At 61.1% G+C, this 12,774-nt stretch carries 12 protein-coding genes; 3 read left to right on the top strand and 9 right to left on the bottom strand.

Annotation, left to right across the window (positions count from 1 at the left end; translation table 11 throughout):
* The first annotated feature begins 21 nt into the window (after positions 1–21).
* Together BN1139_RS03205 and pncB are read left to right on the top strand one after the other, a co-directional pair.
* Positions 22–657 (top strand): nicotinamidase, encoded by a 636-nt coding sequence (locus BN1139_RS03205; RefSeq protein WP_005356142.1) that lies wholly within the window; start codon positions 22–24, stop codon positions 655–657.
* A gap of 101 nt (positions 658–758) precedes the next feature.
* Positions 759–1,937: a nicotinate phosphoribosyltransferase gene (pncB, locus tag BN1139_RS03200; protein ID WP_005339605.1), complete on the top strand. Its 1,179-nt coding sequence runs from the start codon at positions 759–761 to the stop codon at positions 1,935–1,937.
* Between the two features lie 71 nt (positions 1,938–2,008).
* Here the strand turns inward: pncB and BN1139_RS03195 are convergent, their stop codons facing one another.
* From BN1139_RS03195 to rph, 9 genes are all read right to left on the bottom strand, one after another.
* Positions 2,009–2,617, bottom strand: a complete 609-nt coding sequence (locus BN1139_RS03195; protein WP_005356138.1) for a thiol:disulfide interchange protein DsbA/DsbL — start codon at positions 2,615–2,617, stop codon at positions 2,009–2,011.
* A gap of 137 nt (positions 2,618–2,754) precedes the next feature.
* The gene (locus tag BN1139_RS03190) at positions 2,755–3,744 is read right to left on the bottom strand and encodes a serine/threonine protein kinase (RefSeq protein ID WP_013724197.1); all 990 of its coding nucleotides are present in this window, start codon (positions 3,742–3,744) and stop codon (positions 2,755–2,757) included.
* 103 nt (positions 3,745–3,847) lie between these two features.
* The gene (gene ccoG / locus BN1139_RS03185) at positions 3,848–5,299 is read right to left on the bottom strand and encodes a cytochrome c oxidase accessory protein CcoG (RefSeq protein ID WP_005356121.1); all 1,452 of its coding nucleotides are present in this window, start codon (positions 5,297–5,299) and stop codon (positions 3,848–3,850) included.
* 155 nt (positions 5,300–5,454) lie between these two features.
* Positions 5,455–5,718 carry a YihD family protein gene (locus BN1139_RS03180; protein WP_005339598.1) on the bottom strand — a complete coding sequence of 88 codons (264 nt, stop codon included), beginning with the start codon at positions 5,716–5,718 and terminating at the stop codon, positions 5,455–5,457.
* 30 nt (positions 5,719–5,748) lie between these two features.
* Positions 5,749–6,903: a GGDEF domain-containing protein gene (locus BN1139_RS03175; RefSeq protein WP_005339596.1), complete on the bottom strand. Its 1,155-nt coding sequence runs from the start codon at positions 6,901–6,903 to the stop codon at positions 5,749–5,751.
* Between the two features lie 127 nt (positions 6,904–7,030).
* Positions 7,031–7,420, bottom strand: coding sequence for a Cu(I)-responsive transcriptional regulator (gene cueR / locus BN1139_RS03170; RefSeq protein WP_005356117.1), 390 nt, complete (start codon positions 7,418–7,420; stop codon positions 7,031–7,033).
* Complete coding sequence (locus BN1139_RS03165; RefSeq protein ID WP_005356115.1) at positions 7,421–9,850, bottom strand: heavy metal translocating P-type ATPase; 2,430 nt, start codon at positions 9,848–9,850, stop codon at positions 7,421–7,423.
* 179 nt (positions 9,851–10,029) lie between these two features.
* On the bottom strand, positions 10,030–10,683 hold the full coding sequence (gene pyrE, locus BN1139_RS03160; protein WP_005356114.1) for an orotate phosphoribosyltransferase: 654 nt from the start codon (positions 10,681–10,683) through the stop codon (positions 10,030–10,032).
* A 341-nt stretch (positions 10,684–11,024) separates the two neighbouring features.
* Positions 11,025–11,741, bottom strand: coding sequence for a ribonuclease PH (gene rph / locus BN1139_RS03155; protein ID WP_005339589.1), 717 nt, complete (start codon positions 11,739–11,741; stop codon positions 11,025–11,027).
* Positions 11,742–11,888: 147 nt separating this feature from the next.
* Between rph and BN1139_RS03150 the strand changes: the two genes are divergently transcribed.
* Positions 11,889–12,752 carry a YicC/YloC family endoribonuclease gene (locus BN1139_RS03150; RefSeq protein ID WP_005356103.1) on the top strand — a complete coding sequence of 288 codons (864 nt, stop codon included), beginning with the start codon at positions 11,889–11,891 and terminating at the stop codon, positions 12,750–12,752.
* Positions 12,753–12,774 lie beyond the last annotated feature (22 nt).

The raw sequence follows: 12,774 nt of genomic DNA, 5'->3' as shown, positions 1-12,774 counted from the left end.
TAGTATGTGCAGGAGCCAATCATGGGAACCGTCGCCAGCCTGGATATTGATGCGCAGAAGGGCTTTACCCCCCTCTGCCCGAACGAACTGCCCGTCGCGGGCGGTGATGATATTGTGGCTGCGCTAAACGCTCAGGCCACCCTCGCCACGCTGCGGATCGGCAGCAAGGACTCTCACCCTGCCAATGCCGACTGGGCCGTTTCTGACCCCGCAGGTATGCTGCTGCCGCTGGATCTGCCCAACGCCGACCTCACCTGGCCGGTTCACTGCGTACCGGGCAGCAAGGGCTTCGAGCTGCTCGACGGCCTGCCCGCCCCCATCGACTATGACTTCTTCGTCTGGAAGGGGGTCGAGCCTGATCTGCATCCCTACGGCACCTGCTTCCACGACCTGGCTGAACGGCGCAGCACCGGACTCATCGAATTCCTGCAAGCCCGCCAGGTCGATACCGTACTGGTCGGCGGCCTCGCCACCGACTACTGTGTCAAAACCAGCGTGCTGCAACTGCGCCGCGCCGGTTTCCGGGTGATCGTCCATCTCGATGCCTGCCGTGGCATCGCCCCCGCGACGGTTGCCAGCGCCCACACCCAGATGATCGAGGCAGGGGCCGAACTGGCCCAGACCCTGATCGATGTACAACGCCTGCTGGACGCCTGATATGCCACCGATTCTTACCAGCCTGCTCGACACCGATGCCTGCACGTTACATATGCGGCAGGGGAGCACCATCGTGCTCACCAGTCTGCGAGGAGCCTGATATGCCCCCAATCCTCACCAGCCTGCTCGACACCGATGCCTACAAGTTGCATATGCAGCAGGCGGTGTTCCATCGCTATCCGGATGCCGAGGTGGTGGCCGAGTTTCACAGCCGCAATGAAGAGGATCTGCTGCCCATGATGGGGCAGATCGAGGAGCAACTGCGCCTCGCCGGATCCCTGCGACTGACCAAGCCAGAGCTCGATTTTCTGGCCGAGCGTCCCTTCTTCACCCCTGACTACCTCGACCACCTGCGCCGCAAGCCGCTCGACGCCTCGCTACTCAAAGTGTTCGAGCAGGATGGCCGCATCAATGTGCGGGTCGAGGGCCCTTGGCAGGATGTGATCCTGTGGGAAATCCCGGTGCTCGCCATCATCAGCGAGATGCGCAACCGCTTCCGCTATCCCCAGTTCGGCGTCAGCCACGCGCTGGAGCGGCTCGATCAGAAGATCGACAAGCTGGAGAAGGAGCTGAGCAGCGACGAGATGAGCGAGTTCAACCTCATCGACTTCGGCACCCGCCGCCGCTTCTCTCACGCGGTACAGGATGCGGTAGTGGGTCGCCTCAAGGAGCGGCTGCCGGCGTTTCGCGGCACCAGCAACTACATGCTGGCCCAGAAGTACAAGCTGCCCGCGGTCGGCACCCAGGCCCATGAGTGGTTCCAGGCGCACCAGCAGCTCGGCTTCCCGCTGGAGCACAGCCAGCGCGCCGCCCTCACCAGCTGGCTGGACGAGTTCACCGACCATCTCGGCATCGCCCTGACCGACTGCATCACCATGGATGCCTTCCTGCGGGACTTCGACTTCGAGCTGGCCAGCAGCTACCAGGGCTTGCGCCACGACTCCGGCGATCCCGTAGTGTGGGGCGAGAAGGCGATCAGCCACTATCAGCGCCTCGGCATCGACCCCACCGACAAGACCCTGGTCTTCTCCGACGGGCTCAACCTCGACAAGGCGGTGCAGCTGTTCCGCCACTTCCGTGGCCGCATCAATACCAGCTTCGGCATCGGCACCAAGCTCACCTGCGATCTGCCCGGCGTCAGCCCGATGAACATCGTCTTCAAGCTGATCGAGTGCAATGGCGGCCCGGTTGCCAAGATCTCCGACAGCCCGGGCAAGACCCTCTGCCGGGATGCGGAGTTTATCCGCAACCTCAAGCAGGCCTTCCACGTCGGGGTCTGACCTGCCAGATTGCCAGAAAACAAAAAGCCCGCCGGTTCACACCGGCGGGCTTTTTATCGACTCAAGGGGTATCAGTCTTTCTTGGCCAGCAGGAACTGCACCAGCTTGTTGAACTGCTCTTGAGAGGTGATGGATTCAATCTTCACCATGTACTTGCCGTTCACCAGGAAAGCCGGTACACCGCGAATGTTGTAGCTCTCGGTGTTGCGATCGAACTGGGAGACCATGCCGGAGACGGCAAAGCTGTCGACGGCACCGTCGAACTCTTCAGCCGGTACGCCGTTGTCCACGAAGATCTTCTTCACGTCATCACGGCTCATCGGCGGCTGACGCTGGGTGTGGATCTTGTTGAAGATGGCCGGAGTCAGCTTGGCTTCGGCATTGAGCAGGCTGGCAACAGCGTAGGCACGCTGCATCTCGGGGCCCATCTCGCGACCGAGGAAGGCAACCGGGTTCTTCTTGAGGGGCACACCCTCTGGCAACCCGGCCTTCAACTGTTCAACGATCGGTTCGAAGGTAGCGCAGTGCGGGCAGTAGTAGGAGAAGAACTCCATCACTTCCGGCTGGGCACTGCCAGTCTGTTTGACCACATCGTAGTTGACGCCTTCCTTGAACTCGGGGGCGGCGTGAACCATGGGGATCATCAGCATGGCAGCAAGGAAAAATAGAACTTTTTTCATGATGTTTCCTGTTAAGGGATCACTGTGAGGCACGCCCGGCGAACCGAAGCAGTGCCAAGCCTATTGTTTCGCCATGCTGACGTCAATGGTCAGGGCCGGAGATCGAGTCCCCCTTGCCGCGCAAGATCCCTTCTATTTCACCAGTTTGGCATCAGGCTCAACGGTGGCGCCTTGAGTGCCTCCAGCTGATCGTGCAGGGTCGCTATCTGTTGACGCCAGTAGTGATCGGTATTGAACCAGGGGAAGTGACGGGGGAAGGCGGGATCTTCCCAGCGCCGCGCCAGCCACGCCATGTAGTGAACGATGCGCATCGCCCGCAGCGGCTCGATCAGCGCCAGCTCCCGCGAGTCGAACTCCATAAACTCCTCGTAGCCTGCCAGCAGGGTATCGAGCTGGATCTGCTGCTCGTGGCGCTCGCCGCTCAGCATCATCCAGAGATCCTGAATCGCGGGGCCGGTACGGCAATCATCGAGGTCGACAAACATGGGGCCATCGCGCCAGAGGATGTTGCCCGGGTGGCAATCGCCATGCAGGGAGATCTGCGCCACATCCAGGGCCATGGCGTCGCTGACATGCTTGATCAGCTCGTCGAGTACCCCGAAGAATTGCTTCGCCAGCCCGCTTGGCAGCCACTCGCCAGACGCCAGCAGCTGACGCGGCTCATGCAGCATGCTCTCCACATCGAGTCGCACCCGATGGTGGAACGGCTTGCTGGCGCCGATCTGATGAATGCGGCCGAGGAAACGCCCCACCCACTCCAGTTGATCGAGATTATCCACTTCGAACTGGCGGCCACCGACGCTCTGCCAGATGGCAAAGGGGTAGCCCTCGTGCTCCAGCAGGGTCTCGCCCGCGAAGGCGAGCGGTGCGGCGACCGGGATCTCAGCCTCCGCGAGACGGGTGGCAAACTCGTGCTCCTCGAGGATCTGGGCCCGGCTCCAGCGGCCGGGACGGTAGAACTTCACCACATAGCGGCGACGATCCTCATCCTGAAACTGGTAGACCCGGTTTTCGTAGCTGTTGAGCTCGATAAGGCCGGAGTCGAGCCGCAGGCCACTGAGATCGAGCGCATCCATGATGAGGTCGGGATTGAGGTCGGAATAGTTGAAACGCATGTCATCCACCATAAGAAAGGGGCGCCGTTGCGCCCCATTCTATCACTACTGACCGGCATTGCCGTGCTCGCTGGTGACCGGACTGGTGTCACGCCCCGCCCGCAGCCACACGCAGTTACAACCGGCTGATAAACTTGCTGCCCTGGCGCAGGTTGCCCTTGCTGTCATCGGGCGCCGCACCCTCCCGTTTCAGCACGAACTGGATATCCAGCGCCGGCCGTTTCAGGTTGTAAGGATCGACCGCCAGACTGACCGGCAGGGTGTAGATCTCGCCCGCCTTCAGGGTCACTTCACGGGGGCCGAACCACTGATACTCGGGCAAGCCCTCCACATCCAGCTGGTAGGTCTGGGACTGCAGGGTCTTGTTGAGGATCTTGAGGGTGTAGGTGTTCTCAATCAGCCCCTCGCTGTTTTCGCGGAACAGCTGGTTGCGATCCCGCAGGATATCGAGCCCCATCGGCATGATGGACATGGCGTTGTAGACAAATACCCCCAGCATCACCGCCATCACCAAGCCGTAACCTATCAGCTTGGGCCGCGCCACATGGGTGGAGTCGTTGGCCAGCTTGTGCTCTGTGGTGTAGCTGATAAGCCCTTTCGGGTAGCCCATCCGCTCCATGGTCTGGTCGCAGGCATCGACGCAGGCACCGCAGTTGATGCACTCGTACTGCAGGCCGTCGCGAATATCGATACCGGTCGGGCAGACCTGCACGCAAAGATCGCAGTCGATACAGTCGCCCAGCCCCATCGCCTTGGGATCCGCCTTGCGGGAACGGGCGCCACGGGTCTCGCCACGCTTGGTGTCATAGCCGACGATGAAGGTGTCCTTGTCGAACATGGCGGACTGGAAGCGGGCATAGGGGCACATGTGGATACACATGATGGCACGCATCCAGCCTGCATTGCCGTAGGTGATGATGGTGAAGAAGAGCACCCAGAACAGTACCCAACCGCTGGCCTGCAGGGTGAAGAGGTCCGGCACCAGTTCAGTTACATCCTGGAAGTAGGCGACGAAGGTCAGGCCGGTCACCAGCGAGATCGCCAGCCAGGCCAGATGCTTGGCCCCCTTGCGAGCCAGCTTCTCGCCGCTCCAGGGCGCCTCGTCCAGCTTGCGCCGTTTGTTGGCGGGCCCTTCCAGCTTCTCTTCAAACCAGATGAACATGAAGGTCCAGACTGTCTGCGGGCAGAGATAGCCACACCAGACCCGACCGAGGAAGGTGGTAATAAAGAAGAGTCCGAAGGCGGCGATCATGAAGAGCCAGGCGAGCAGGGTCAGATCCTGCGGCCAGATGGTGGCGCCAAAGATATGGAACTGCTGGTGACCGAGGTCGAACAGCACCGCCTGTCGCCCGTCGTAACGCAGCCAGGGCAGCAGCACGAACAGCGCCACAAAGAACCAGCCCATGGCCTTGCGCATCCGCTGCCAATACCCTTTCTGGGCCCGCACATAGATGCGGTTACCCGGGTTGAATCTGTCGTCGCTGGCTTTGAACGTATTGGGGTTGAAGGTCCCGGTTACGCCCTTGTCGGTGACGTCCTTGATATCGATTTTATCGTGGTCGGCCATTGCAAGACATCGCTCCCTTATTTGTTATGGAGCGGATTATATCTTAAACAGCATGCTAATTGTGTGGATTAGATGTATCTAATATTGGGGTTGGATCGCAATTTTCGGCAACAAAAAAGCGCATCACCCCGGGGTGATGCGCTTCCGCTAAAGATTCACTTGATTCCGCGGGCCTTGAGCAGTGCCTCTTTGAAATCGGGCACGTGATCCTTGGCCAGACCGGGGATCATCGCCTGCTTGTCGGATTCCCGCATCTTGAGGTGATAGATCAGCATGTCGTCGGTCAGCTCGGACAGAGGCCCTTCAAATCCCGCTTCTTGGGCCAGTTTGGCAACAAACTGCACCAGGCTGAGATCCTGTTCCTTGATCCAGGCAGGCTGCAACAACTCCAGCAGCTCTTCGATACGATGACATTGCATAGACAACCTCTTTAATCTGTCACGTTAAATTCAGGCAACCTTACCCATCAAGGCTACTTCGATTCGATCCCGCCCATTATGCTTGGCCTGATAGAGTGCCGCATCCGCTTTTTGGATCAAATCGGCGATTTTCATGCTGTTGTCCGGTATCAGTGTCGCAACACCAAAACTACATGTGACCCGACCGGAGACCAGTGACTTCTGGTGCGGGATGGCCAGCTCCTTGAGCGCCTGCCGCACATTGTCCGCCACCTGCAGTGCCCCCTGCATGCCGGTGCAGGGCAGCAGCAATGCAAACTCTTCGCCACCGTAACGGGCCGCCAGATCGTCCTCGCGCCGCTCCACCTCGGCCAGCAGCCCCGCCACCTGTTGCAGGCAGTCATCCCCCAGCTGATGGCCGTAGAGATCGTTGAACTGCTTGAAGTAATCCACATCCACCAGCACCAGCGACAACGGCGCCCGGGCGCGGTGACAGCGCCGCCAGGCCCGCTCCAGAGAGTCGTCGAGATGGGCGCGGTTGGCGATGCCGGTCAGTCCGTCGAGGCGGGAGGTGAGGCGCAAATGCTCGGAGACCGCCTTCAGTTCGGCAACCAGCTCGGCGTTGGAGAAACGGTGGTGGAGCGAGGCGATCTGATCCCGCCGCATCCGGCGCAGCAGGGTCGGCAGAAAGACAAACAGATAGCCCGCCAGCATGCAGGAGACGATCCGCTCCTGCTCGTTGCCATTGCCCAGCTCGAACAGCATCGCCATGCCCAGCGGCAGGGCGGAACCATAGAGGGTACGGCGGCTGCCAAACAGCATGATGGCGCTGCCGGTAAGAATGAGGCTGGAGAGCATCATCATGGCGGCCCGGTAGGTATCGGGCAGCTTGTCCATGTAGAGCAGTACCCCGAGGGCCCAGATGATGGAGGTGATGGTGGCTCCGATAAAGAGCTCCCGCTCCAACACCGGCAGCGGAGTCTGGTGCAGGCGGGCTCGACGCCAGCGCAGGTGCCAGCCCCGACCCAGCAGCCACAGGAAAGTGCCTGCCAGCCAACCGAGCGCTTCGATGGCGGGTAGATAGTCGTGAAACAGCAGACTCCAGCCAAATGCCAACACGCCCAAACAGGGGAGACTGAACGATGCATGGGTATAGAGCTGGGCCATAATGGCCTGCTTAACCTGGCGTGTCACACTCTGGGTCAACTGAGTACTCCTGTACAAGAGCCGAGCAGTCTACCATTACCCCCTGACCCGCAACAATAAAGCGCCGCTTATTAAGAAGTTAATCAATCAATAACGATTTCTTCTGCGCTGGCAGGTGAGTCCTTGCTCACCCCTTCTCCAATTCGTCGAGGATCGGGCACTCGGGATTTTCATCCCCGTGGCAGCAGCAAACCAACCCTTCCAGGGAGGTAAGCATGGCCTGCAGCCCGGCAATGCGGGCGCGCAGATCGACGATCTTCTCCTGCGCCAGCTTCTTCACCTGGGCACTGGTTCTGTGCTCGTCCCGATAGAGCGCCAGCAGCTCCTGACACTCCTCCAGATTGAAGCCGGTCTCCCGCGCCCGCTTGACGAAACGCAGCTCGCGCAGCGCCCCCTCGGTGTAACTGCGATAGCCGTTGTCACTGCGTACCGGGGCTGTGATGAGGCCAATGCTCTCGTAATAACGGATGGTCTTGGCAGTCAGCCCTGTGGCCTTGGCAACCTTGCTGATGTTCATTTATGCCTCCTTATTGATCGGGTTGGATGCTGGCCCGTGCGCCGCCCTGGGCTGCCAGCGTTTCAATAACAGGGAATTGCTCAAAACTGTGATGCTGCTCAGGGCCATGGCCGCCCCCGCCAGCTCGGGGCTGAGATAACCCAGTGCCGCCAGCGGAATGCCGATGATGTTGAACACGAAGGCCCAGAACAGATTCTGCTGGATAGTGCGCCAGGTCGCCGCCGAGATGTCGATGGCATCGGCCACCAGCCGCGGGTCGGATCGCATCAGGGTGATGGAAGCGGTCTCCATCGCCACATCGGAGCCGGAGCCCATGGCAATGCCGACATCCGCCGCCGCCAGCGCCGGGGCGTCGTTCACCCCGTCCCCCACCATGGCCACCAGCCCGCGGGTTTGCGCCCGCAGCGCCGCGACCTTCTCCACCTTGCCGGCTGGCAGTACAGAGTCGAAGGCCCCGTCCAGCCCCAGCTTGGCGGCGATATGGGCCACCGGCGCCGGTGCATCGCCGCTCACCAGCCAGCTGGCGATGCCGCGCTGGCGCAGGGTGGCGATGGCTTCAGGACTCTCGGGACGCAGGGTATCGGCCAAGGCAGCTATGCCAGCCACCGCACCATCGATGGCCACCCAGACCCGGGTAGCGCCATCGGCGACTTGTTGATCCTGTTGTGGCACTGCAATGCCGAGCTGGGCCAGCAGTGCTCCATTACCGATGGCGACCCTGTGACCGGCGACCTGACCGACAATACCGGCACCGACCCGCACCTCCACCACCTCCGGCTGGGGCAGCACCGCCTCTTTGTCGACCGCCTCGCGCATCGCCAGCGCCAGCGGGTGTTCACTCGCCTGCTGCAGGGCGGCAGCGAGGCGCAGCTGCTCGTCGTTGCCACTCCAGCTCGCCAGCACCGGCTTGCCTTGAGTGAGCGTGCCGGTTTTGTCGAAGATAAGCGCCTTGATGGCGTGGGCCTTCTGCAGGGTATCCACGTCTTTGATCAGGATGCCGTGGCGCGCCGCGACTCCAGTACCGGTGACAATGGCCGCAGGCGTTGCCAGCCCCAGCGCACAGGGACAGGCGATCACCAGCACCGCCACCGCTGCCAGCAGCGCCTGACCGAAGTCGTTGCTGATGGCGTACCACATCAGCAGGGTGAACAGGGCAATGGCCATCACCACCGGTACGAACACGGCGGAGACCTTGTCCACCAGCTGTTGCAGCGGCGCCTTGCCCATCTGGGCGCTCTCCACCAGCGCGATGATCTTGCTGAGGCTGGAATCCTCCCCCACGGTAGTGGCTTCGATCTCCAGCACACCGGAGCGGTTGATTGCACCGCCCAGCACCTTGTCGCCCACACTGCGCGGCACCGGCAGGCTCTCGCCGGTGAGGATCGACTCGTCCAGCTCGCTGGCGCCGCTCACGATTTTGCCATCCACCGGCACCCGCTCACCCACCAACACCCGCAACCGATCGCCGCGCAGCACCTCGTCAATGGCGACGCTCTGCCAGCTCTCGCCACGCCAGACGGTGGCGGTTTCCGGCCGCAGCGCCATCAGTTCGCGAATGGCGGACTGGGTGCTGCGGCGGGCTCTCGCCTCCAGCAGTTTTCCCAACGAAATCAGGGTAATGATGATGGCGCTCGCCTCGAAATAAAGCTTGCCGCTGGCGGCCATCCCCAACGTCAGCAGCAGATAGAGGCTGTAGAAGTAGGCGGCGCTGGTACCGGTTGCCACCAGCACATCCATATTGGCTGCGCGGTTCTTGATGGCGAGCCAGGCACCGCGATAGAAGCGTCTGCCTACCCAGAACTGCACCGGGGTGGCGAGCAGCAGCTCCAGCCAGGCGGGCAGATGCCAGGGGAACAGTCCGGCCATGGCCAGCATCCCCACTAGCAGCGGCAAGGTCAGCCAAGCCGAGACGATGACCCGGGTTTGAGCCTGACGGGCTGTGGCGGCCTCCTGCGCTTCCCGCTCCAGCAACTGCTGGCGGCGGCCGCTGGCCGAACCCTGTGCCAGTTGGGCGCCAAAGCCAAGCGCCTCGATCTGCTCGCGCAAAGCGGCTGGCGTCTGCATCCCGGGGACCAGCACGATGCGGGCCTGTTCGATGGAGAAGTTGACCTCGGCCGAGATAACGCCGGGCAGCGCGGCCAGCATCTTGTTCAGTCGAGCCGAACAACCGGCACAAGTCATGCCGGTAATTTGAAACAAAAAGGTCTCGCTGCCGTAGTCGTAACCCTGACTCTTGATGCTGTCGAGCACCGCAGACAGGCGATCGGGGCTGGCCAGCTCGATGGCCGCCTGCTCCAGCGCGAAGTTGACTGTGGCCTCGACCCCTTCAAGCTTGTTGAGGGCGGTCGTGATGCGGCCTGCGCAGTTGGCGCAGCTCATGCCGCTGAGCGGCAACTGCAGATGAATGGGTGATTGAAGATGAGTGGTCATGTTGTTCCTCCCCGGAACCCGTCGGCACCACAAAACGCCGACGGGCAAACCCTAACCTTTACTGTAAGGGCAAGCTCAAGCCACATGATCCACTTTTTGCAGATGAAAAAAACGGCGCCCGTTTGCTGCCAGAGAGCAAACGGGCGCCGCATTCAGCTATTGCGCGGTGTGAGCGGAGTTCAGATACCGTACTGGGCGCGGTAAGCCTTCATGGCAGCCAATTGCGCCGCCAGCTCCGGCTGCTCGGCCTGCTTCTCTTCCAGATAGGCAATCAGGTCGCTCATCTGGATGATGGCGATGATGTGGGCGCCGTAGTCACGCTCCACCTCCTGAATGGCGGAGAGCTCACCCTTGCCCTTCTCCTGACGATCCAGCGCGATCAGCACACCCGCCAGCGAGGCGCCGTTGGCCTGGATCAGATCCATGGATTCGCGGATGGCTGTACCGGCGGTGATGACGTCGTCCACCAGCATGATGCGTCCTTTGAGCGGGCTGCCCACCAGATTGCCGCCCTCGCCGTGATCCTTGGCCTCCTTGCGGTTGAAGCACCAGGGCACGTCCACATCGTGCTGCTCCACCAGCTGCACGGCGGTAGCGGAGGCGATGGGGATCCCCTTGTAGGCCGGGCCAAACAGCACATCAAACTCGATACCGGCATCCATCAGGGCGGCGGCATAGAAGCGGCCGAGACGGGCCAGATCGCGGCCGCTGTTGAACAGACCGGCGTTGAAGAAGTAGGGGCTTTTACGACCGGATTTCAGGGTAAATTCACCGAATTTGAGGACCTGTTTCTCCAGGGCGAACTCGATAAATTGACGCTGGTAGGCTTTCATTCTGGCTCCTTGCTTGGCTTGTCGTTGTCTTGTGTGAGGGTATAAAAAAACGCGGTCAATGCCGCGTTTGCAGGATCTGTTGACGCTTCGTCACAGCCGCGACGGAGTCGGTTTTTGCGCAGAACTAGGCATGAGATGCGAAGTTTGGTAATCCAAACGAGGCATCGAATAACGACGTTATGCACAAAAACCGCCCCGTCCCTACGGGTTGCGTGGCAAAGGATGCCATGCGTTGTTGCAGGACTTGCCAAGGGAATAACCATTGGCGGCATCCTGCGCCTAGCCTGGCATCCTTTGACACTGCAACGCGACTTGTGCCGAAACATCAACAGGTCCTGGTATCAGGAGAGCGACTGCTTCTGCAGCGCAATGATGTCGGCGATGCCGCCCTTGGCGAGCGCCAGCATCTCCAGCAGCTCTTCATGGGTGAAGGGCTCGGCCTCCGCGGTGCCCTGCACCTCGATGATGCGACCATCTTCGGTCATCACCACGTTCATGTCGGTCTCGGCGGCGGAGTCTTCGATATACTCCAGATCGCAGATGGCTTCGCCCTGATACATGCCGACGGAGACGGCGGCGATCATCTGCTTGAGCGGGCTCTGCTTGATCATGCCCTTCTCGACCATCCAGTTCAGCGCATCCACCAGCGCCACGCAGGCACCGGTAATGGAAGCAGTGCGGGTGCCGCCATCGGCTTGCAGCACGTCACAGTCAACTGTGATGGAGTGCTCGCCCAGTGCAGTCAGGTCTACCGCGGCGCGCAGGGAGCGGGCGATCAGACGGGAGATCTCCAGAGTACGGCCACTCTGCTTGCCGGAGGCCGCTTCGCGGTTCATCCGGGAGTGGGTGGAGCGCGGCAGCATGCCGTATTCGGCAGTCACCCAGCCCTGGTTCTTCCCTTTCAGGAAGCGCGGCACGCTGGTGTCAACGCTGGCGGTGCAGAGCACGCGAGTGTTACCGAACTCCACCAGCACTGAGCCTTCTGCATGTTTGGTGAAATTGCGGGTAATGGTAACCGGGCGAAGTTGCGCGGCACTGCGATCGCTTGGACGTGACATGGAACGGACCTCTGGGCTGGCTCAAATTGGCGGGGAATTATAAGTGATCCCGCCCCAAATATCAGCCGCTAAAACCACGGCATCGGCTGACGAGCAGGGCCGGGCTGAGTATACTGGCCGCACACTTCATCAAGCCCGGAACAATCAATGATTCACAGCATGACCGCCTACGCCCGCAAGGAATTCAAGGGCGACTGGGGCACAGCCGTTTGGGAAATTCGTTCGGTCAACCAGCGCTATCTGGAAACCTACATTCGCCTGCCGGAGCAACTGCGCAGCCTGGAGCCGGTTCTGCGTGAGCGTTTCCGCGCCAAACTGCAGCGCGGCAAGGTGGAGTGCAACCTGCGCTTCGAGGCCGCTCAGGCCGCAGCCAGCCAGCTCCATATCAATGAAGAGCTGGCCAAGCTCATCATCGACAGCGCCAGCTGGGTAATGAAAGAGGCGGGTCAGGGCCAGCTCAATCCGGTCGACGTGCTGCGCTGGCCGGGTGTCATGGCTGCCGCCGAACAGGACATGGACGCGGTCGCCACCGAGCTGCTTGGCGGTTTTGACCAGACCATGGAAGATTTCCTCGCCTCCCGCGCCAGCGAAGGGGCCAACCTCAAGGCGCTGATCGAGCAGCGTCTGGCCGGTATTCAGGTGGAAGTGAAGAAGGTGCGCGAACACCTGCCACAGATCATCGAATGGCAGCGCCAGAAGCTCACCGACCGTCTGGCCGAAGCCAAGGTGGAGCTGGATCCGGCTCGCATCGAGCAGGAGATCGTGCTGCTGGCCCAGAAGATCGACGTGGCCGAAGAGCTGGATCGTCTGGAGATGCACATCAGCGAAACCAACAAAATCATGAAGAAGGGTGGCGCCTGCGGTCGTCGTCTCGACTTTATGATGCAGGAGTTCAACCGCGAGTCGAACACCCTCGGCTCCAAGTCCATCAATGCCGAAGTGACCCAGTCCGCCGTCGAGCTGAAAGTCCTTATCGAACAGATGCGCGAGCAGATCCAGAACATCGAATGATGGGTCGCTGACTATCCGGTTG

It is taken from the genome of Aeromonas veronii bv. veronii, from assembly GCF_000820225.1.
Classification (GTDB): domain Bacteria; phylum Pseudomonadota; class Gammaproteobacteria; order Enterobacterales; family Aeromonadaceae; genus Aeromonas; species Aeromonas veronii.
This window is presented reverse-complemented; position numbering and strand designations above follow the sequence as displayed.